Origin of the sequence: Alkalihalobacillus deserti (assembly GCF_020734105.1) — a bacterium.
Classification (GTDB): Bacteria; Bacillota; Bacilli; order Bacillales; family Bacillaceae_D; genus Halalkalibacter; species Halalkalibacter deserti.
The window spans coordinates 464,679-485,909 of the sequence record NZ_JAJAFR010000002.1 but is presented as its reverse complement, the minus strand read 5'-3'; the positions used below and the strand labels follow the sequence as shown (position 1 = coordinate 485,909).

The 21,231-nt window shown below is 36.1% G+C and carries 23 protein-coding genes and 3 pseudogenes; 9 read left to right on the top strand and 17 right to left on the bottom strand.

Features of this window, described 5'->3' with window-relative positions; genetic code table 11:
* Position 1: 1 nt before the first annotated feature.
* From LDX58_RS05985 to tnpA, 3 genes and pseudogenes are all read right to left on the bottom strand, one after another.
* Complete coding sequence (locus LDX58_RS05985) at positions 2–1,108, bottom strand: GerAB/ArcD/ProY family transporter (RefSeq protein WP_227935931.1); 1,107 nt, start codon at positions 1,106–1,108, stop codon at positions 2–4.
* Positions 1,109–1,111: 3 nt separating this feature from the next.
* Positions 1,112–1,500, bottom strand: a pseudogene (locus LDX58_RS05980) (spore germination protein); the annotation flags it as partial.
* A 912-nt stretch (positions 1,501–2,412) separates the two neighbouring features.
* Positions 2,413–2,809, bottom strand: a pseudogene (gene tnpA, locus LDX58_RS05975) (IS200/IS605 family transposase).
* 358 nt (positions 2,810–3,167) lie between these two features.
* Between tnpA and LDX58_RS05970 the strand changes: the two are divergent.
* Both LDX58_RS05970 and LDX58_RS05965 read left to right on the top strand, forming a co-directional pair.
* Positions 3,168–3,311 (top strand): hypothetical protein, encoded by a 144-nt coding sequence (locus LDX58_RS05970; RefSeq protein ID WP_227935930.1) that lies wholly within the window; start codon positions 3,168–3,170, stop codon positions 3,309–3,311.
* A gap of 98 nt (positions 3,312–3,409) precedes the next feature.
* On the top strand, positions 3,410–3,766 hold the full coding sequence (locus tag LDX58_RS05965; protein ID WP_227935929.1) for a DUF2512 family protein: 357 nt from the start codon (positions 3,410–3,412) through the stop codon (positions 3,764–3,766).
* A gap of 394 nt (positions 3,767–4,160) precedes the next feature.
* Here the strand turns inward: LDX58_RS05965 and LDX58_RS05960 are convergent, their stop codons facing one another.
* The gene (locus LDX58_RS05960; protein ID WP_227935928.1) at positions 4,161–5,048 is read right to left on the bottom strand and encodes a TIGR01777 family oxidoreductase; all 888 of its coding nucleotides are present in this window, start codon (positions 5,046–5,048) and stop codon (positions 4,161–4,163) included.
* A 97-nt stretch (positions 5,049–5,145) separates the two neighbouring features.
* A pseudogene (locus LDX58_RS05955) lies at positions 5,146–5,568 on the bottom strand (DUF1801 domain-containing protein).
* A 148-nt stretch (positions 5,569–5,716) separates the two neighbouring features.
* Here LDX58_RS05955 and LDX58_RS05950 point away from each other — a divergent pair.
* The 3 genes from LDX58_RS05950 to LDX58_RS05940 all read left to right on the top strand — a co-directional run bounded on the left by LDX58_RS05950 (position 5,717) and on the right by LDX58_RS05940 (position 7,662).
* Positions 5,717–6,166: a YtxH domain-containing protein gene (locus LDX58_RS05950; RefSeq protein WP_227935927.1), complete on the top strand. Its 450-nt coding sequence runs from the start codon at positions 5,717–5,719 to the stop codon at positions 6,164–6,166.
* 23 nt (positions 6,167–6,189) lie between these two features.
* Positions 6,190–6,468 carry a thiamine-binding protein gene (locus LDX58_RS05945; protein ID WP_227935926.1) on the top strand — a complete coding sequence of 93 codons (279 nt, stop codon included), beginning with the start codon at positions 6,190–6,192 and terminating at the stop codon, positions 6,466–6,468.
* 273 nt (positions 6,469–6,741) lie between these two features.
* Positions 6,742–7,662 (top strand): 3'-5' exonuclease, encoded by a 921-nt coding sequence (locus tag LDX58_RS05940; RefSeq protein ID WP_227935925.1) that lies wholly within the window; start codon positions 6,742–6,744, stop codon positions 7,660–7,662.
* A gap of 466 nt (positions 7,663–8,128) precedes the next feature.
* Here LDX58_RS05940 and megL read toward each other — a convergent pair whose 3' ends face one another.
* Complete coding sequence (gene megL, locus LDX58_RS05935; RefSeq protein ID WP_227935924.1) at positions 8,129–9,316, bottom strand: methionine gamma-lyase; 1,188 nt, start codon at positions 9,314–9,316, stop codon at positions 8,129–8,131.
* A gap of 624 nt (positions 9,317–9,940) precedes the next feature.
* Here megL and LDX58_RS05930 point away from each other — a divergent pair.
* Positions 9,941–10,300, top strand: a complete 360-nt coding sequence (locus tag LDX58_RS05930; RefSeq protein ID WP_227935923.1) for a hypothetical protein — start codon at positions 9,941–9,943, stop codon at positions 10,298–10,300.
* Between the two features lie 117 nt (positions 10,301–10,417).
* Here the strand turns inward: LDX58_RS05930 and LDX58_RS26615 are convergent, their stop codons facing one another.
* A complete protein-coding gene (locus LDX58_RS26615; RefSeq protein ID WP_227935997.1) occupies positions 10,418–10,582 on the bottom strand; it encodes a YusW family protein in 165 nt (54 codons plus the stop codon).
* Positions 10,583–10,738: 156 nt separating this feature from the next.
* On the opposite strand from LDX58_RS26615, the gene LDX58_RS05920 reads away from it, so the two are divergent.
* Positions 10,739–10,903, top strand: coding sequence for a hypothetical protein (locus LDX58_RS05920; RefSeq protein WP_227935922.1), 165 nt, complete (start codon positions 10,739–10,741; stop codon positions 10,901–10,903).
* Between the two features lie 154 nt (positions 10,904–11,057).
* Positions 11,058–11,276 (top strand): hypothetical protein, encoded by a 219-nt coding sequence (locus tag LDX58_RS05915; protein ID WP_227935921.1) that lies wholly within the window; start codon positions 11,058–11,060, stop codon positions 11,274–11,276.
* Between the two features lie 268 nt (positions 11,277–11,544).
* On the opposite strand, the gene LDX58_RS05910 is transcribed toward LDX58_RS05915, so the two are convergent.
* From LDX58_RS05910 to LDX58_RS05880, 7 genes are all read right to left on the bottom strand, one after another.
* Entirely contained in the window at positions 11,545–11,751 is a 207-nt protein-coding gene (locus LDX58_RS05910) for a CDGSH iron-sulfur domain-containing protein (protein ID WP_227935920.1), read from the bottom strand.
* A gap of 54 nt (positions 11,752–11,805) precedes the next feature.
* Positions 11,806–12,729 carry an alpha/beta fold hydrolase gene (locus tag LDX58_RS05905; RefSeq protein ID WP_227935919.1) on the bottom strand — a complete coding sequence of 308 codons (924 nt, stop codon included), beginning with the start codon at positions 12,727–12,729 and terminating at the stop codon, positions 11,806–11,808.
* An 80-nt stretch (positions 12,730–12,809) separates the two neighbouring features.
* Entirely contained in the window at positions 12,810–13,223 is a 414-nt protein-coding gene (locus LDX58_RS05900; RefSeq protein ID WP_227935918.1) for a hypothetical protein, read from the bottom strand.
* A 180-nt stretch (positions 13,224–13,403) separates the two neighbouring features.
* Positions 13,404–13,493 carry a YjcZ family sporulation protein gene (locus LDX58_RS05895; protein ID WP_227935917.1) on the bottom strand — a complete coding sequence of 30 codons (90 nt, stop codon included), beginning with the start codon at positions 13,491–13,493 and terminating at the stop codon, positions 13,404–13,406.
* A gap of 301 nt (positions 13,494–13,794) precedes the next feature.
* Positions 13,795–13,989 (bottom strand): protein YkzS, encoded by a 195-nt coding sequence (gene ykzS / locus LDX58_RS05890; RefSeq protein WP_227935916.1) that lies wholly within the window; start codon positions 13,987–13,989, stop codon positions 13,795–13,797.
* A 469-nt stretch (positions 13,990–14,458) separates the two neighbouring features.
* Positions 14,459–15,580 (bottom strand): alanine dehydrogenase, encoded by a 1,122-nt coding sequence (gene ald / locus LDX58_RS05885; protein ID WP_227935915.1) that lies wholly within the window; start codon positions 15,578–15,580, stop codon positions 14,459–14,461.
* A 138-nt stretch (positions 15,581–15,718) separates the two neighbouring features.
* Positions 15,719–16,138 carry a hypothetical protein gene (locus LDX58_RS05880; protein ID WP_227935914.1) on the bottom strand — a complete coding sequence of 140 codons (420 nt, stop codon included), beginning with the start codon at positions 16,136–16,138 and terminating at the stop codon, positions 15,719–15,721.
* Positions 16,139–16,265: 127 nt separating this feature from the next.
* Here LDX58_RS05880 and LDX58_RS05875 point away from each other — a divergent pair, with 127 nt between their 5' ends.
* A complete protein-coding gene (locus tag LDX58_RS05875) occupies positions 16,266–16,697 on the top strand; it encodes a DUF2621 domain-containing protein (RefSeq protein ID WP_265416569.1) in 432 nt (143 codons plus the stop codon).
* Between the two features lie 122 nt (positions 16,698–16,819).
* On the opposite strand, the gene LDX58_RS05870 is transcribed toward LDX58_RS05875, so the two are convergent.
* The 3 genes from LDX58_RS05870 to LDX58_RS05860 form a co-directional block, all read right to left on the bottom strand.
* Positions 16,820–17,326 (bottom strand): CcdC family protein, encoded by a 507-nt coding sequence (locus LDX58_RS05870; RefSeq protein ID WP_227935913.1) that lies wholly within the window; start codon positions 17,324–17,326, stop codon positions 16,820–16,822.
* Between the two features lie 349 nt (positions 17,327–17,675).
* On the bottom strand, positions 17,676–19,463 hold the full coding sequence (locus LDX58_RS05865) for an ABC transporter ATP-binding protein (RefSeq protein WP_227935912.1): 1,788 nt from the start codon (positions 19,461–19,463) through the stop codon (positions 17,676–17,678).
* Positions 19,453–21,216, bottom strand: a complete 1,764-nt coding sequence (locus tag LDX58_RS05860) for an ABC transporter transmembrane domain-containing protein (RefSeq protein WP_227935911.1) — start codon at positions 21,214–21,216, stop codon at positions 19,453–19,455. The genes LDX58_RS05865 and LDX58_RS05860 overlap by 11 nt, the downstream gene beginning before the upstream one ends.
* Between the last annotated feature and the right edge of the window lie 15 nt (positions 21,217–21,231).

The following is a 21,231-nucleotide window of genomic DNA, read 5'->3' as shown; positions in this document are numbered from 1 at the left end:
TTCATCCTTGCACGCCTCCCTTTTGCTGCCATTTTTTCCGTAGAAGAACAATCACTAATAAGAGAATAGGCAGTATTGCGTTCATAAAAAGTAAGTAAAAGACACTTGAAGTTCCGAGAAAATGCTTAAATTCAATTAGATTAGTGACTGACCATTCGGCAAACAAAACTATAAGAAAACCAAGTGGTAGAACAAGCGATTTATACTCTGAAAGCTGTAACCATTGAGCCGTTCCAAGAGCTAGGACATAATAAAAAACAGATATTTTGATAAATGCTCCTAATACCCATATGGCCATAATAACTGATTCCAAGTGTGCAAAAAATTCAGCAACTTCAACATATTTCCCTGCATTCATGAATGGATAAACGAGATCGGCTGTGATTTCACCAAATAAAAAAAGAGCCGTTAAATTGGTAAGAACGAGAAGTAGCAACACACTAAGGACGGAGAGGTTCCCCCATTTTAATCCTTTTTCCCGGTCCATTAAATAAGGAAGCATAAAAGCGATGAGAATAAATTCGCTAAACCAAGCTACTGGGCTAGCTGCTCCCAAAATTGAAGGCATGACACCCTCTTCGAATACGGGCAGCATATTGGTTGGATCTACTTCCGGAGTCAGGAAAAGAACAATTAATAAATAGAGTAAAATAACAATCGGGATAAAGAGTTGAGCCGTTCTGGCGATAACCTCCAAACCACCGCGAACAGCAAAAGCACAAACGAGCGTCATGCTACTAATAATCACAATTCCCGGAGTCTGTAGTAAGAAGTTCCCTATGACAAATTCTGAATATTGTCTTATAATAATCCCATTCGAATGCAGATAAAAAAACAGAAGTAGAAACCCTATAACCTTTCCTGGGATATGACCAACAATATGAACACAATATTCAATAATTGTTTCCTTTGGAAAGTGCTTATTCAATTGAAAAGCGATGAACACGACCAAAAATCCAATGAGAGAACCCCATATAGGGGATATCCACATATCACGTCCTGCTTTTGCTGCTGTAATCGAAGGAACGAGTAGCAGTCCAGTAGCTATGATCGTCGGATTCATCATGATCGCCATCTGAGCAGAGGAAATTTTTCCTTTTTCAATCATTTATTCACCACCTTTAGTCGGAGCCATTGGATACAAATAAGGTACTCCAAACGAACACACTATACATAAATGCGTTACAATCGCAATAACTCCTAGCATAATACCTAATAAACCTAACACTCCCGCTAAAATCAGCATCGGAAAACGTAGCATTCTTAGGCCATTCCCGCCTTATAGCGAGTAATAGAAAAGGAAGCGATTCCCGTTACAGTTACAGCCACAACCATTGGAGCTGACACCATCCCTGCTTCGACTGCAGCTTGTCCGATAACTAAAACCCCAACAATACTAACTGCGGCTCGTATCTGTTTCGGCAAACGATGTCCTACTACACGTAAAGCTTCGAACACAATCTCCATCACTAACGCTTCGATTATGGCAGGAAATAAAATTGCAACTTCTATCAGCGGGGTAAGGACATTTTCTTTAAGTTCTTTAACATTAGATAACCCATCTAAATTGTAAGACTGCTTTTCTTTTCCTTCTATTATGAACGTAAGACAACATCAGAACAGTTTTCATAGATGAACGGATATTGGTAATATTTTCATTTAAATCACTTGAGTGATTATCATCTGGCGTTTTGGATGACTGCTGATGGTTGCCTTGAGGTTGATGCGATTGTTTTTATTACGTTAATTGTCCAATCTTTTTGACTGTTCTCTACCTTCGCAGCAAAATAGCTCCTTGAAATCTTATCAACTATTGGTTATATTGCCACAATGAAAAGAATAAATGTATAGCCTGTATTTATTTACCTTTATTGAAGAATAATAGACACCCGGAATAAATAAGGAATTTTTCGAAGTTTTGTAAAAAAACCATTGGGAATTTCATTGGAAAGTCTGAAGTAAAACAGTTTTTTCATTGCGTTTTCAAAAATGCGTATGCCTACGTTACTTATTTTTTTAATATGGACTAGGCGGTTTTGGGAAAGATCATTTCTTGAATGTTTAATGTCTCTATTTTACTACTATACCAAGCGTCAATGTGTTGGCACATCATAATCGCATAAAGGCGGATGTACCCCTTTTTTGTTGATCGGTGACGCCCAGCTTCTAAGTGGTAACCTACCTTTTCTCTTTTATTAGATCGTTCAACTGAGGTTCTTCGTTTATAAATAAGTTTCCACTTTTCTGACGACCTAGGTGTCTTAGTAAAGAGGCGAGGATTATCCTTCTTAAACGACCACCTGCTAAACATAGCAGGTGGTTTGAACATAAAATGTCTACGACTAAAGTCGTTCTTAAGACTGAAGTCATCTTAAAGCCTATATGCTTAAGCACACTCAAATTTGACTAAACTCATTCTTCAATCGTAAATATGTTGTTCTTTTCTTCATTGAATTGGTTCGGAATATAATTTCTTATTGTTTCTTCATCTACTGTTCCTACTGTGGCACAAAAATAGCCCCTTGCCCATAAGTGCTGGTCCCAATATTTCTTTTTCAATTCAGGAAATTGATCGTCGAGAAGCCTTGATGATCTTCCTTTTAGGTACTGCATGATTTTAGTTGGAGCAAGGCTCGGTGGACATGATAACAATAAGTAAGTGGACGTGATCTTTTCCAACACTTCCTTGCAAGATTGTGATTCCTCTTGCTTCACACCCTTGCCTGATTAATTCTCGTATTCTTACGGCAATCGGACACGTAACACCTTATATCTATATTTTGTTACCCATAATTACATGAAACTTGATGTCAAAGACTGTATGACTATTCTTCTTCTCACACCTTAAGTATGGACATCGAAGGGAAGACTAAAGCGTATACCGTCTAAAGACGGTGGAGTTAGAACACGCGTTTGTAAATTAAACGGATCTCTTGGCCATTCGAGAATGACTGATGGTGATCTTCAAGAAATCTTATTTCCAGAAAAGAATGCACCCTCAACCTTTAGGAGAAAACCAGACAGCGAACACATCCACAAAGAGTCGGCTACAAGTAATGTGACGCTATCGCTTATGAGCTGAGTATTGTTTAAGTTGTAGAACGAATCAATTCCTATAGCTATCGTCAGTTCTGCAGGTTTTATAAGGAAGAAGTAAAATATCTACTATGAGATTTAAAAGAAAACCTGGAGTACTATTAGAAGTGGATTGGACGGGTCAAACCAAAAAAGTGAAAGATCAAGCTACTGGAGAAGAAATGTCTGTTTACGTATTTGTTTCAGCTTTTCCTTGTAGTCAAATGCTTATGTAGAAGCGTTTCTTTCCATGGAACCAGCATTCTTGAATTCATTTTATAATTTTAGTTAATTTGAGCAAACTACTATTAAATAAAAATTGGAGGTGCAAAAAATGCTTGGGTTGATTGTAAAGATTTTCGTTTGTCCTATAACAGTAATGATAGCTTCGCTAATATTCCCGAATGTTTATTACGCTAATGTTATTCAGCCAATAATTGTTGGATTGATTCTTGCTTTTTCCGCTCATATGATGGAAGTGTTAATTCTAAAAAAGGGAACGTTTTGGTTAAGTACCATAGTTGACTTTGTCGCTGCATCATTTATCGTCTATATTGTTTCACTATTTTTTGCTACTGCTTCGGTTTCTATTGCAGGAGCCCTTTTAACTGCTCTATTACTTACATTCACAGAAGTTATTCAACATAGCTGGCTTATTAATAGTGGTAGAACACAAAAATCACCAACTTAAGACCGCCTTTTAGGTGGTTTTATTTTCCTTTAATATAACAAAGTTCACCATGTATTACATATATGTTACTAATTTTTTACTTCAACAAGAAAGTGCGATTACCTTTATCAACAATCGCCCTCATTAGTAAAAAATCAACTCATTTTTTTATATTTCTCGATTTGGTTCAAGCTGGCCTCTATAAGATGTTCTTTAACAATATATTCTTTTCTACCCGAAACCTGAGAATTATCGACATGGTCCTGACTTAGTCCATAATTTGGAACCTCCAGCAGCAGGAACTCAAACTCAAACTTGCTACTGTAACATAAGAGTAGGAACTATTGAAGCAACCGTAAGACATTGCTACGAGGATGAAGGCTGGCTAAGTGAGCCAGCCTTTTTTATGTTCGACTCATTTAATAATTTGTTGAAGAGCCTTTTCTAAATGTCTATATGTAAACTTAAAACCTGCTTTCTCCAACCTTTCTGGGTAGACCCAACGACTTTTTAAAACCAACTCAGGTTCTGTTCGAATAAAAATGGCTCCGAATTCCAACAACCATTTTGGTGTCGGTAATCCGACATTCACATTCATAATTTTTCTTAATTGTTTCATTAGTTCACGGTTAGTAATAGGATTAGGTGAAGAACAATTTATCACTCCATTCATCTCAACGTGATCCCTAACAAATAAAACAATCTTAAATAAATCTTCTAAATGTATCCAACTAAATTGTTGATTACCAGATCCTTGCGTTCCACCAAGTCGAAATTTAACAATACTTTTCATAGGAGTCATAACACCCCCACTCTCCCCTAGAGCAATCGCAATTCTTAACGCTACTTGCCTAGTTTGAGGTAAGCGAAAAGCAAAAAAGGAACGCTCCCATTCTTTCGCTACCTCAACAGAAAAGCCCGATCCTATTTCTCCTTCTTCCTCCGTCATTGGTCGATCTTCAGCATATCTATAAATCGTAGCCGTACTAGAATTAATCCATAACGGTGGAGGATTTTTGCATGCAAGTAGAGAATTACCCAAAATTTCCGTTGTCTCAATTCTTGACTTTAGAATTTCTGCTTTATTGTTTTGGTTATAACGACAGTTTACTGATTTACCTGCCAAATTAACTAATATTTCTGCATCCTCGAGCGCTTCTTTTATACCGACTTGGTCTTCCCATGAAATATGCTGCAGTTGTCTCGAGATTATAATAACTTCATAGCCATTGTTCATAAACTCATCCTTGAAGTAATCTCCTATAAAACCCGTACCACCAGCTATGACAACTTTCTTATTCATAAAATCACTCATTTCCTTTAAGGTACGCTTCTATCCCTACAATACAAATAGGACTTGCAAACACTATCAACATTTTTATGGCTAATCCCTCATTAAATTAACCATTCGGATACGTTTCTATTAAAAATTGCACAGATTGTTGAATGATAGCTTTTAATACATCGACATCTATATCTGCTACCTTGTTTATGTATACACAGGCTTTTCCTGTCGTATGTTTTCCAAAGTCTTTTAACAAGGCTTCGCGCTTTTCGTCTCCTGTTGCAAAATACAAACTAATCTTTATTTTTCGAGGCGAAAATCCCACGAATGGTGCATCCCCCTCGTGGCCAGACTGATACTTATAATGATAGGAACCAAACCCAATAATACTAGGTCCCTACATCTTCGCTTTATAACCAGTCGTTACAGTAAAAATATCTAATAACCGATAAGCGTCTTCACGTTTTTTCTCGCTTTCAACCATTTCAATAAACTCAATGACGCTGTTTTCAGTTTCTCTTGTTTTAAGTTCGCACATAATAATGTTAAACCTAAACTAGTTTTCTCGATAAAAAATCTTCTCTACCTAATATTAACATATTTATCTAACCTGTTTTTAATTAGATGTTTTACCACTAACAAAAAAGGTTAGAGAATAATAAGGATAATTTAAGGAGTTGATAATAATGAAAAATCAAAAAAGTGTTGCAATAGGTACCGTTGTTGGAGGAGTAGTTGGAGCCACAGCAACATTGCTGACGGCTCCTAAATCAGGAGAAAAATTACGAGAAGACATCAGCAACCAATTAACTGAAGGAACAATAAAAACAGAAAAACTAGCAAACGAACTAAAAGATAAAATGAGTGAGTTATCAGATATGCTCAATGAAAGCTCTTCAAATGTCTCGCAAACATTTAAACAGAAGAGTGAAGCGATTATAAACGAAGCTAAGCAAATAATAAATAATAACGAACCACGAGGTAAAGAAAATGTAAAAATAATCGTTAGAGACATTCTGAAAGAAGAAATGAATGCTAGTACAGAATTCAAACAAATCGTGGAGCAAGAAATCAAAGAAATCGAAGAAAAATTAAATAAAGATATAAATGAGCTGAAAGAAACAGTTAAACATTAATTGGAATGAAAGGATGATTAAAAGTGGCAACAGTTACTGCAGGATTTCAAGTATTACCGGACGGAAAAGACATGAATACTGATGGGATGATCCCAGAAATAGTAGAAGTTGTAAAAGAATCAGGCCTGAACTATAATATCGGTCCAATGGAAACAGTAGTTGAAGGAAACTTGCATCAAGTGTTTGAATTGATTCAAAAAGCACAACAAGTAGGCATTAACACTGGAGCAACTGAATGCATAACCACTATTAAAGTTCATTATAAGCCGAATGGTGTTACAATCGAAGATAAATTGTCTTAATACACTTCAATTAATGAAAACGCTAGGATACAAGATCCTAGCGTTTTTTGTTTTAATGGAAAACCTAAATCCTATATTTCTTTAGGATTTTTAGTGTAATGATATTTCCTTTTATTGCTCCAATTGATTCATGCATGCACGGTGAATAAACAATTATGAAACTAAGACTTTGACTTTCCAAGTTTGAAAAATCTGATGTTAATGGAATCTATTGGTCCTTTCTTTTTTAGTGAAACTACCATATAATTTCCTGTTGAAGGAGGGAGAATAAAAATGGCGCAGCTAAAACAATTTATCTTTTTTGACTTTGAAATGCTTTGTGCAAGTAAAGGGTTGACCTTTGAATCTATGGAAGCCATTAGACTAGGTGCTGTGAAATACGATCTAGAAACAAAACAAACGACCACTTTTGATCACTATATTAAACCCTTATCGGACAAACCGCTAAGTGAATTTTGTAAAAAGCTAACGGGCATTAGTGATCAAGACTTGATAGACGCACCACATTTTAAAGAGGTCTTTACAGAGTTTTTGACATGGGTTGGAGGAATAAAGAAATCACAGTTTTTTTCTTGGTCATCGAGTGATTTATCGCGTCTTTGTATGGATGCATCTCTTCATGAAATATCTAGCTCGACGATAAAAAAAATTGAACAGCGCTATGTTGATTTTCAAGCTATTTTCACAAACAGAGTTTCAAAAACAAATGCCTCTGTTGAATCAGCATTACATTTATATGGATTAACATTCATTGGAGAGAAACACAACCCTTTATGGGATGCGTATAATACACTTCGTATCTACTTACATTTTCTAAATCAGCCTTTAGCCTCTGATTTGATTATGTTGAAATCTTTCATTTTTGAAGAAGAACATTATTCGGTAGAACGAGTCAATACACTTCTTCACAGTAAATTGAATGAGGATTTTTCCTCCCTTTTAGGCGATCGCGACATCTTTCCAATGAAAGAAGCTAGTAAATTATTAAAGAAAACTAGAAACTTAGTAAAAAAGTACAATAATATTCTTATTAATCGATCAGGGTTATTTAGCCAAGATATTCTTTTCTTAGTTAAACATTTAGTCGATTTTCACTATAATTTCCTTGTTACCTATGAAGAACATATTGCGTACTCATCAAAGATTTTAATCATAGATGACTCATATAAACAATTGAATTTGAAGCGAGGATGAAAATCTTCCTTCGTACATACTTTTTTCTTACTATAACTACCAAAAAAAAGACGCCTAGCTATGTTGGCTCCATTACCTGTGAACTAAACTACGATAATCGATGCAACACTTCGTACACCCATTCCAAGAAAATAACTTTACTTGCTTATCGGCACAATTAGGACATACATAGCGCTCGCAATATGGACACTCTTTTCTATTATCCTCCGGTTTTTCTAGGCTCCCGCAATCAGCACAACGTTCAACCGCCATACAATCAAACCCCCTCTTTTGAAAATATATGGACATATATAGACAATAAGACCTTCGAATCCATGAGCTATCATCGAATATCCAATTACAAAAACTGGTGAAAATAAGCAAAAAAGCCAATCACTCTTTTTAGTAATTTGTTTTTTACTTTTTTTTAAATAAAAGTGACCCAGGATCGGCTAAATGCTTCCCTTGAGTCATCCTTCTAAACGTTTCATATAGCATTTAATGCCTGTTCTAAATCTCCCCAAATATCTTCCCATGCTTCAAGTCCAATCGATAAACGTAATAGTTGATTGGATATCCCCATCCTCTTTCTAATATCCTCTGGAACGACTGCGTGAGTCATTGAGGCAGGATGTTGTATTAATGTTTCAGCATCTCCAAGACTTACTGCTATTTTAATTAGTTTCAATTTATCGACTACTTTGATGGTCTCTTCATATGTCCCGCTAAGTTCAAATGAAAGTAATCCTCCAGCTTTTTTCATTTGTTTCGTCATGACATCATGATCAGACTGAGACTGATGACCAGGATAATATACCTTCTTCACTTTTGAATGGTTTTTCAACTGTCTAGCAACAACTTCGGCTGTTTCACAATGTCGCTCCATCCTTACAGCCAATGTTTTGATTCCACGAATTAGAAGCCATGCATCAAAGGGCGAAATCACTCCCCCAATATCTTTTTGAGTTGTTTTCTTAATCTCACTAATTACCTTTAAATCTCCAACAACAATTCCTCCAATAACATCACCATGTCCACCAATATATTTAGTCGCACTATGAACGACTAAATCGCAACCTAGTTTTAAAGGTTTCTGTAAATAAGGAGTGGAAAAAGTATTATCAACTACAACTTTAATGCCTTTTTCTTTAGCGAGGTTTGCAACTAACTGTAAGTCGATCAATTTCATTGTTGGATTAATCGGTGTTTCTATATATATGCAAGTTGTATTCTCTCTTATATTAGAGGTTATGTCTTCAGCGGTCGCTAATTGTGAGAGAGTATAATCGATATTATATTTTTCCTTTAGCAACTGTAGCAATCCAAATGTACACCCATATACTCCTTGAGAGCACAATATATGGTCATTCGCTTTAGTGACATTCATTAAGACTGCCGATACCGCTGCCATACCGGAAGCAAAAGCCAGTGCAGCTTCACCTTCTTCTAATTGCGCCATTCGTTCTTCTAAAACTGTGACTGTAGGATTGGTGAGTCTTGAGTAAATATAACCATCTTCCGAACCCGCAAATCGCTTCGACCCTTGCTCTATTGATGGAAACGTAAAAGTTGACGTTTGATAAATGGGTGGAGTTAAACTGTCAAGATGTTCTTTAGGGTCATAGCCCGAGTGAATAGCTTTCGTTTCAAAACGGTGTGTGTCCTCTTTCTTCATCCTTATCCTCCTTTAAAACCACTTAAAAACGCTTTTATTTCATCTTATTTTCATCCCCTTCATTAGGTTACACTTCTATAAGTAAAACTGCAGAGTATCTTTTCTGAAAAAAGCAGGGTGTCAAAGCCATTTGCTTTTATAGTACTTTTATTTGAAACCCATCCTACTTTTGAAAAAGGACGCGCATAGCGTCCTTCATCCCCCTAATAGAAGGATAATAATAGCAGCAATCGCACAACCAATAACTCCAGCTGTTAAAAAAGGCTTCAAGCGCTCTAGTTTTATCATTTGAGAATCCCCCTTAATGGAATGCACGATATGGTTATTTATATGTACAAACCTCTTCTCTAAGACATTTTATTTCAAAAAAAGATGGGTTCAACAAGGGATGGTTTGCCTTTTTGAACAATCTCTAAGCAATGAGTCGAGCCAACGCATCTTGTGAGTTACATAATAGAACTTTCTCTAATATGTAACTTCTTTAGTATAACGAAGGTAAATCTGTTGAATTGTTTAAACTTCATTGAACAAACCAACTTTTCATTAGATCCTTAACGTTTTAGATTGATAGATTGAATTTAGATCTGCTAGAATAATAATATTGCCTAATAAGGAGGTCTTTATTTGTTTAAAGGTAAAGCTTTTTGTGAAGCTAGCATTTATTTATATTCCAAACTTCATGCAAAAGAAGAAGAGATCACGAGGAGAATTAACGCTCTTTCAACTTATCAAAGCCCCACTGTGAAAGTAACAGATGTTCGTATTCTATCTACAGGATTTGATGAAAAGTATAATGAAAATTTCACATCCTTATCGGTTAGAGCTGACGTACTCGTTAAATATGATCCTCAGATCACCCATCTTAATGATTACCGAGTTAGGGCCTGTACCATTCTAAGAGAACAGCTCCCTAGAGCAGGTGCTATCATGGCCCATTCAATAGATACTTATCATCCTTTAAGAGAAGCTGGATTCAAGAATTAACAATAAGTAAACTCCTAGTAATAAACGCTTAAATTATGGTCCCTGGTCCTTACTTATTTCCTTGTCACTAGGATTTCCCCTCGATAAAAAAATGCTTACTTGTTTGAAGTAAGCATTTTACCTTTTAACGATCCTTTTTATCTTTCCATTATCAAATTTCACTTTCAATTCAAATTGCTCCACTTTTTTCTGATCAATCTGTAAGCATGTTAAAATTTGATTCCTTAATACAATTTGGTTCTTTGCTGGTGATAGCTTTAATTGTCGCAAAAACGGCTTTATTTGATCGCTCCATCTCGCTTGTTTAGGATTCTATCTCCCACAATGTCAATTTATATTTCTACTTCCTAATTTTCTCTAAAAAAATTTCATTTACTCTTAATAAAAGGGAGGATTTCTGAATATATTTTGATAAATTCCTTAACGGAGGCGTTGTCTATGGTATATTGGAATGTTACGGCCATCTTAAAAAACGGGGATTATGTACTTCAATATGGTTCTTCTGAAACCGAAGAACAGGCACAAGAACATATGAAAGAAGAAGAGGAACTGATTAGACAGCAGTACAAAGATCATATATGTGAGATGCAATATTGGGTTTAAGCTAATTCAACTTCTAATAGATAAGTTGAAGTTGGCTTTTGTGTTCTATTTAAAATTCATCAGACCCTTAACACCAGGAATAATTTTTTTCTCCTATATCACTCTTCATGTGACCAGCATAATATATACCAACACATGAACGGAGAGATGAATGATGGCGAAAAAAACGAACAAGAAAAAAACTGCACCGAAAATTTCAGTCAATGAAAAATACGCATTTACAATGAAAATGGTTACCTCTGAAACGTGTTTTGCTTGTAAGCAGCAATGTACGAGGGGGCTAACCTATTTAGAGAAAATGGCTGTCCCTGGTGCTATAGGAAAAGGCGTGCCTTGTATATTAACTAAGGGGAGAGCAACAGCCAAGAGATAAGATTTCGCTATATAGATCTGATGTACAGCGAACTGATAAATTAGTACAAATAGAGGTGATTTGCTTAAGAGATGAACAATTCATTTGAATAAAGAAAATCTTATATAAAACATACTAAAGCGCAATGGATTTAATGTCCATTGCGCTTTAGTTAAATCAACAAGTATTTCCAGTAATATTAAAGTAGGAAATACGCTAACCTAGTTTTGGTTTTTATTCGATGGAAAGCCAAAGTAAAACGTTCACCTAAAGAATTCATTCCTACATATTAAGCTCTCGGTGCACTCTCAAATCCAACAGACTTATGTGAACCATCACAATAAGGTTGGTTTTTAGTGGCACCGCATCTACAGAGGGAGAAAGCTGGTTTTGCTTCGAAAAGATTTCCTTCTGCATCCACTAATTCTACATCACCCGTTACACGAATAGAACCATTATCATTTACTTTTAAGACGACTTTTTTCGTTTCACTCATATGAATCACCCCTTTATGAAAATTATACCATTTTAAAAGGGGACAGGGAAATCTCTATACTTGTTGTTCTAACCATTTTACTATATCTCGTGTTACATCATCTCGATTTACTTCATTTAGCATTTCATGCCGTCCCTCTTTATAGAACTTATAATCAATTTTTCTTATTCCATGCTTCTTGTATTGATTGATTACACTTAGAACAGCTTTTGTTCTTTTTCCTAGAGGATCCTGTTCTCCACTAAAAAAGAAAAACGGCATGTCTTTTTCTATTTTTTCTACTTCTCCATCTTGATGTATTAGCCGAAGACCGTCTAGTAAATCTTCAAAGAATCCCGCTGTTGGAATAAACCCACATAAAGGATCATCAATATATTTTTGAACTTCTTTTTTATCTCTAGAAAGCCAGTCATAGTCTGTTTTTGGTGAGTTTATTTTTTTGTTGTAGTTGCCAAATATGAGTTTATTTAATAACGGACTTTCTGTTTGTTTTCCAAGTTTTCGGATTTGGCTTTTCACCACTTTCTTAGCTAGTTTCCCCGCAATCCCGGTGTCACCACCCGTCCCTGATATTATTACACCTTTTACTACTCCGTTGTACTTTTGGACAAATCGACGAACTAAAAATGAGCCTAGGCTATGACCCATTAAAAAGACAGGGACATCTTGGTGGTTATGATGAATATATTCATTTATTTCTTTCAAGTCCGTCACTGCTCTTTCGAAACCGTTTTTATCATTGAAGTGACCTAATAGTCCACTTTTCTCTCCTGTTCTACCATGTCCACGATGATCGTTGACGTAAATCATAACGCCATTTAAAGCTAAGTGTTCGCCAAATTTTTTATAGCGTCCTCCATGCTCTGCCATGCCATGCGCGATCTGAATGATCGCTCTTGGTGCTACTGATTCATCAGACCAATTGTAAACAAAAATTTCATGACCATCTGACATCGGAATCCACATTTCTTTTTCCATTCATGTTCCCCCTTATACAAAAGAGACCAAACTCAAACATTTTGGTCTCTAGAACTTCTTATTAACATTCATATCCTGCTTTATATGGAAACATTCCCTTTACCCATGTAAATAGTGTGTTCTGTTTGATAGATTTTTAACTTGACAAAAACATAAGGCGCCCCAAGTAACCCCCACAGCCCCATACAACCATAGCGAATAAAATCATACATAATGAAATCTGGGAAAATAACTTTTAGCCCAATTTGAAGTCCAAATAAACCAAAGACACCAATACAATAGGCAACCATTTTTCTTCCCAACTTCTCACTTATATGCATCCTTACTTTTTTTATTTCTAGCAAATAACCGATTCCTGCACCTAAAAGAAAGCCAGCGTACTTAATCCCTTCCTCCTTAGAGGAGATGGGAATTATTAACAGTGGAGTGAATAAAGATTGATTGCATACCTTCCACCCCAATTGGACGGGGAGCCCTAGTCGCGTCACCTGCACACGATACAGATGAACTCCTTAGGAACTGTATTCAGTTAAAAATTTTACATCAAGATAATCGTATGTATCAAAAATGATGTGAAAGGCATCTGACCCATAGCGTACGATTTTAAAAAGTACCAACACATTAAAGCAAATCTCAAAAGGTCATTACAACCTTTTGAGATTTACTCAATCTACTTATGCGATATAAGCAGAACCAACAATCACTAATAAAATAAAGAGCACGACAATTAGAGTGAAGCTGCTAGCGCCTGCAAAGTGAGACATGAGAAAACCTCCTTTTTGAGTTGCTACACCATATACCTATGTAGGAAAAGAAAAAAGGTGAAAGAAGTAAATTAAAATAAGAAAGGTTAAATTTTGAACTATAATAGAAAACGGCTAAAATTTAGTGACATGAATGACAATCTCCTTTTTTGCTGAACTGAACTTCTTCTCTATTTTGAGATTTAAAGTTGGTATTATTCAGCAAATATGAGTAAAAAAGCAAGTACCCATTAAATGTAACAGGTACTTGCTTTGAAGATATTTACCTATCTGTATGAAGAAACATCGGGAATTATCCTTTTTATTTCGTCCATCCTGGTTCGTATGTGTAAATAGTCTCTCCCCCGTGCTGTGCATTGCCACGAAAATCAATGGCATCTTCTTGTTTTAGCAACACACCGCAAAAAGTTAAGAAATCCTTTTTTAACACACGGTAAGTCTCAATCTCCTTACTGCGAAGTTGTTGCAAGATCATTATAATGTCTTCTTTATTCATCAATAAACTTCCTTTCATAACAGAAACACAAACTAAAATAAAACATTGATAACTATGCAAACTAAATAGCAGCATCGACTAATCAACAACCATTTTATCAAAAATATCGAGGAATTCCTATGATTACATACAAAGTAAATGAAGCAATAAGTCTTAAACAAATTGCAAGTGTGTTTCAGGAATTGGATAGTGTAGCTTAGTTCTCCTCTCAGCATAATGAGCTATGGGATACTACTCAAAAATCGGGATGGAGAAAGCTGAGAATGTATTTGTGATCAAAGGAAAACAGTAAGCAACTAAGTATCGCCTTTATCGCCTTCTATTAAAAAACGCCTTAAGTGGACAGGGATTTGAGTTATACGTGACCATATTACGCTCTCCTTGATCGACAGGTTAAGGAATAAAAACGTATTAAAAAGACTAAATTCATTAAGTTCGAATTTAGTCTTTTTGAAAAACAAATGGTTGTTTACAATTTTGTTAATACTTCTGCGGCCGTTACATATTCATAACCAAGATCACTAGCAACCGCTGTATATGTGACTGTTCCAGCTGCTGTGTTCAAGCCAAGTTCTAAAGCAGGATTTTCTGCTAATGCCTTTTTAACGCCTTTATTCGCAATTTGTAGTGCATATGGAATCGTTACGTTCGTTAAAGCAATTGTTGATGTTCTAGGAACGGCTCCTGGCATATTGGCAACGGCATAGTGAACAACGTCATGCTTTGTATACGTTGGTTCATCATGAGTTGTAATCCGATCAACCGTCTCAATAATTCCACCTTGATCAATAGCTACGTCCACGACAACTGATCCTGGCTTCATCGATTGAATCATTTCTTCCGTTACTAATTTTGGTGCCTTTGCTCCTGGGATAAGAACAGCCCCAATAACTAAATCAGAATCTACTACTGCTTCAGCAATATTAAGAGGGTTAGACATCAATGTTTGAATATCTGTACCATACAAATCGTCTAATTGACGCAAGCGATCAGGACTTAAATCCATAATCGTTACATCTGCACCTAAACCCATTGCAATCTTAGCTGCGTTTGTTCCTACTACTCCTCCACCAATAACAGTTACTTTTCCTCGCTTCACACCTGGTACGCCAGATAACAGAATTCCTCTACCTCCCTTTGGCTTTTCAAGGAATTGTGCTCCAATTTGCGCAGCCATACGTCCTGCCACTTCACTCATTGGGGTAAGAAGGGGTAATGTACGACCAACTTGAACCGTTTCGTAAGCGATAGCAGTTACTTCTTTTTCAACTAAGGCTTTAGCTAGTTCTGGTTCTGCAGCTAAATGTAGGTACGTAAATAAAATTAATCCCTTACGAAAATAAGTATATTCCGACGGCAGTGGTTCTTTTACCTTCATAATCATATCTACTTTTCCCCAAATAGCTACAGGATCTGCTTCTATTTGTGCTCCAGCTAGTGTATAAGCATCGTCATCAAATCCACTCCCTACCCCAGCATCTTTCTCAATGATGACTTGGTGTCCTCCTTGAACAAGAGTCATTACACTAGCAGGTGTCATCGCAACGCGGTTTTCATTGTTTTTAATTTCTTTAGGTACTCCAATTAACATATCAAGTCCTCCTCGAATCATAACTAAGTTATTGTTAGTATAGCCATTTTTAGAGAATTTGACATTGTCTACATTGCAAAACGTTTATTCATCCATTTGTACATTACCACAAATTAATTACCATTTATTACCACCAACCTACAAATAGACAACTATTTTCATTAAAAACATCGACAAAATTGCAATCATAAGTATGAAACTATACAGTCTTAACTTAGCTATTTCGTCTTCTGCCGCTTGATTCACTTCCATTTTTTCAAGAATTACTCTTACCATTTTAGCTGACATACCCAAAAAGGCACTGATCGCAAGCCAAATAAGCGTAACGATCATAAACCAAACTGTAAACCAGTTTGTCGTCATTAAAATCCCTGAAACAATAGCCACCACCACTCCACCATGTGCAGCCCAAATAATTCGTTTGTAGATTTTTAACAAAAGCTGAAACCTTCCATGCTCGTCTAACAAACTCCCTTTCATCAAAAATGGAAACGGAATAAGTAAAAAGAATAAGACCGCAACAAGCATGTGAAAAGCATAACTAATTAAATAAATCATTATTATCACCTCAGCTATTAATCTTACCATTCCAACTCTATTTATGGAATCATTCTTGGACTATTCTATTAGCAGGCTGCTGTTTTTTATGGTAGGATAGGAATGAATAAAATCTGAGGTGAAGATTATGCCTACTTGGTTTATGTGGTTTATTGTCTTATGGACGATTTTTTTAATAACAATTATGTTTATTGGTGGCTATTTTATGTTTCGGAAATTCTTAAAAAGGTTTCCCAAAGAAGATGGAAAGTCCATTCTCGACTGGCAAGATTATTACATCGAAAAAACACTGCACTTATGGAAAGATGAGCAGCGCCAGCTTTTAAACGATTTAGTTGAACCTGTCCCAGAATTATTCCGTGATGTAGCAAAAGGTAAAATAGCTGGTAAAATTGGTGAACTAGCTTTAGAAGATCAAATTAATGATCTCACATTAGAGTATATTATTCGAGGGTATATTCTAGCTACACCTAAACGCGATCATAAATTTCTCAAGAAGAAGCTTAGAGAAAAGAATATTGATATGAAGCCTTATCAAGATTTATTAGAATCCTCTTGAAAAGGTTAAAAGGTAAAAAGCCACTAGGAGTCCTAGCGGCTTTTTATCTTCCTGTCTTACTTTCAGCCGACCTATTATGTATGAATATTACTTGTAATAGACACAAGATGTTTAAGATACACTTAGGGTTGTACAAAGACAGCATTAGCTTTAACATGTTTTTCAAGGTCTTTCTCAACTTTCCGGTAGTTTACATACATCGAGATTCGCCAAGGTAAAATCATACCATACGCTAAAAGAAAGAACATACCAGCAAGTTCTTCAACATTTATTGAATCCCCAATTAACAACTTAAATACGATTCGTAAAAGTAACAACCCGATTAGAATAAATGCAAATGCTTTCGATCTTTTTAAATAAATTTGTTGATCTCTTATTTCAAACTTTGACGTTTTAATTAATAAGATAGAAAAAATTATTCCTACAGTAATAGCTTCTATAATTTGTAGAAAAGCTGGCCTAGCTGGTTCGTATAAGAACATTAAGAATCCAGTTGACATGGCAAGTGGCGGTATAATAATTTTCTTAACTGAAACGGGCTTCTTAGTCGCTCTCAATCGAATGATCATGGCTAGCGATGCCATTACCACAGCTCCTATTGTAGTCATCCATATATAGATGTCATCCAAGCTGTTCACCCCTTTCTCTATTCGCGGTGAAGTTGTTGTCTCTTAAAGATACATGAAAGCTTGTCCTGTTTCAATAAATTAAACGCAAATGAACCATTTTCAAGCAGAGTCCACTCTCGCATTTCCTTAAGTAAGATAAATTGTATAACTATTCCAGTTTGGAGAAGGAGGATTCTCTAGGATCGAGCGATACTTACCACCATAGAAAATAAACGGAATGAAAAATGAGCTTTGTCAAAAAGCATTCTTCCGATGTGGTCTAAGTCGTTAGTCTATAAACTAGATGTATTATTAAATCAATTAATGGATAAGAGAACTACCTTGAAAAATAGAAGATAGCTCTCTTTTTTTATTTGGTAGATTCAAGTTCTGATCCTTTTTGTAACAAATACATCTTGTGATAGAGTCCATTTTGCTTAAGTAGCTCTTGATGATTGCCTCGTTCGACAATTTCTCCCTTGTGAAGGACAATAATTTGATTAGCCTCTTTAATGGTTGATAGTCTGTGAGCGACTGCAATCGTCGTACGTCCTTTTTGCATCCGTTTTAGTGCATCTTGAATGGCCTCTTCTGTTTCTGTATCGACATTTGCTGTTGCTTCATCTAAGATAAGAATTTTCGGATTGGTTGCCATTGTCCTAGCAAACGATAACAGTTGTCTTTGTCCACTAGATAATGTAGAACCCCGCTCCGTCACTTCTGCCACATATCCTCCAGGTAATCTTTCAATAAATTCATTTGCTCTCACAAATTCGGCTGCTTCTTTAATCTGGCTGTCAGTCAATTGGCCCCGATACAATCTGATGTTACTCGTTATTGTTCCTGTATAAAGGAATGGATCTTGTAGGACGAGACCTATATTTTCCCTTAGCTCAGTATTAGCGTATTCGGTTAGTGGTTGGCCATCAATAAATATTTCTCCTCGTTCTAATGGATAAAATCTCATTAAGACATTTATAATTGAACTTTTTCCACTCCCTGTATGGCCAACTAAAGCAACCGTTTCACCCTTTTTAACGGTAAAGGAAATATTTTTTAAGACATCTGATTCTCCGTCATATGAGAATGAAACATTTTTGAATTCAATATCACCATTCTTAATCGAAGGAGATATTAAACCTGCTTGAACAGGAGCAAATTCTTTATGATCCATTAGCTTAAACACTCGCCCACCAGAGACAATCGCTTGTTGAAATAAAGACAACCGCATCATCATTTGATTAACAGGTTCAAAAAAGCGATCTAAATAGTTAACAAAAGCGTATAACACCCCTATTTCAACAGGACTTATAAAGGATGTCACTCCAAAAAAGCTTAAAACCAAAATAAGGGCCAAGATGGAAATTAAGTCAACTGCTGGTCTAAGCAAGAGACCATCTAGCTTCATGGTTTTCATACCAGCTTGAAAGTGCTGCTCATTCACATCACTAAACTCTTTCCTAAGCCTACGCTCTTGACGAAACATCTGAACAATGGCCATCCCTTGTATCGTTTCATTCATTTTGGCATTTAATAAGCTTAACTTCTCACTCATATCCGCATATAAACGCGAGCTTATCCGGCGATAAAGCTGCATCAAACCAAAAATAATCGGTAGTAGTACTATACAAAAAAGAGCAAGTATTGGATTTAAGTAAAACATCGCAATAAAAATTCCAAGCAGAAATAAAATATTCTGGACAAAGTTAGCAAGTACGGTTAAGTAAAATTCTTTAATTGATTCTGTATCATTTGTGATTCTCGAGATAAGAGCACCCGCCGGAGTTTTATCGAAAAATTTCAACCCTTGTCGCTCAACATTAGAAAAAACATCGACACGCAATTCTTGGACAATTTTTAATGAGATCGACTGAAACATAAATGCCTGGAAGTAATTAATAAAAACTGACGAAATATGCAACACAGCATAAAGAATCCCTAACCAAAGCAATGGTTCAAATGGAAATTCTCTTGGAGTTAAATAATCATCTATAAAGATCTTAACTAGTATAGGACCAAAAAGCTCAGCAGCTGTTGCAAATAATAGCAAGATAAAAGCAAAGGCAAGCGACTTTTTATGGTTCTTCGCATAACCGAGTAGTCGCCATAATATCATTTGTTGCTCCTTGCTTGTTAAAATTTGATCCTTATGTTTCATCTTGCTGTCCTCCTTTTTCAACAAGCTCTTCAAGTTGCTGACGCTCATACATTTTCCGATACCAGCCATTCTCTTTCATTAATTCTACATGAGTTCCGCGTTGTATGACTTTTCCCTTATCTAAAACAAGGATCAAATCTGCATGCTTAATTGCACTTAAGCGATGGGCTGTAATGATTGTTGTTTTACCTGTTCTGTTTCTTCGAAGAGATTTTAGAATTTGCTCTTCTGTTTTAGCATCTACGGCTGAGAGCGAGTCATCAAGTATTAGCACATTCGGTTCAGGTAGAATAGCCCTCGCAATCGATATTCTTTGTTTTTGTCCGCCTGATAATGTAACACCGCGCTCACCAACTAGAGTCTCATATCCATCCTTAAATGAAAGAATATCTTCATGAATACTCGCCAACTTACAACTCTGGGTAATTTCACTTATCGTTGCTGCTGGCTTTGCGAACGCAACATTATCAGCAATAGTCGCTGAAAAGAGAAAATGGTCTTGAGGTACATTCCCAAAAGTAGCCTTCAAATCATCAAGACGATACTGATTTAATTTCAGGTCTCCAATAGAAATCATACCGTCCTCTATGTCATATTCTCGTTGCAACAAACGTATTAATGTTGATTTTCCACTTCCTGTCTTCCCAACAATACCAAGGGTTCTCCCTTCTTCCAAAGTAAAATCAATGTTTAAAAGCGCATGCTCTTCACTACCAGGGTAAGAAAATTGATTAATGGTTACTTGAAGATCACCTGTTACCGGCTGATCACTCGCTGCTTTATTATCTGTGATATCTTGTTTTACCGAAAGCAAGGAAGATATACGGTCGTAGGAAGCACGTCCTCTCTCAACAATATTAAATAACCAACCAAACGCAAGCATAGGCCAGATAAGCAAGCCTAAATAAAGAGTAAAGCTGGTTAATTGTCCTAAAGTTAAATCACCAGCAATAAAGAATCTGGCTCCGAAAACAACGGCTAAGAAATAAGACATTCCAACAATTAAAGAGATTGTCGGATCAAACAAGGCATCTATCTTCGCAACTGCCACGTTTTTATTAACAACCTCCTTAGACTTGGCTTTAAATCGTTTTACTTCATCTTCTTCTTGGCCGAACGTTTTCGCCACTCTCACTCCTGTCACACTTTCTTGAACGTTATCATTCAACTCTGAAAAGGCAGATTGTGCATGATGAAAACGAGCATGTAAAAGCGTTCCATAATAGCTAGTCAGATACGCCATAAATGGCATTGGAATTAAACAAATTAAAGTAAGCTGCCAACTAATTGTAGCAGCCATCGTTATAATAACAAATCCTCCCATTGTAAGAGAATCAACTAATGTTAAAACCCCTTGTCCTGCCGTCATTTGTACGGCACGGATATCATTGGTGGCATGCGCCATAAGATCGCCTGTCCGGTGACGTTGGTAGAAGCGATGAGACATATTCGTAAAATGTTCATACAACTGATTCCTGAGCAAACGAGCTAAACGAATGGAAGCTCCAAATATCAGGATTCGCCAAACATATCTAAGTCCATACGTCAGTAAACCAATGACAAGTAAAACGCCAATCCACAACAGAAGAAGATTTCCTGTTAATGTTTCTTCAACGATGTGGTCAACAATAACCCCGACAACTAACGGAGGAACAAGAGTAAACAACGAAACAAACGCTAAAATAATGATTCCTATCCCATAAGCCAATTTTTCTTGTTTGAAATACCACCAAAGATCTTTAAATACTTTCACGCTATATAAAACACC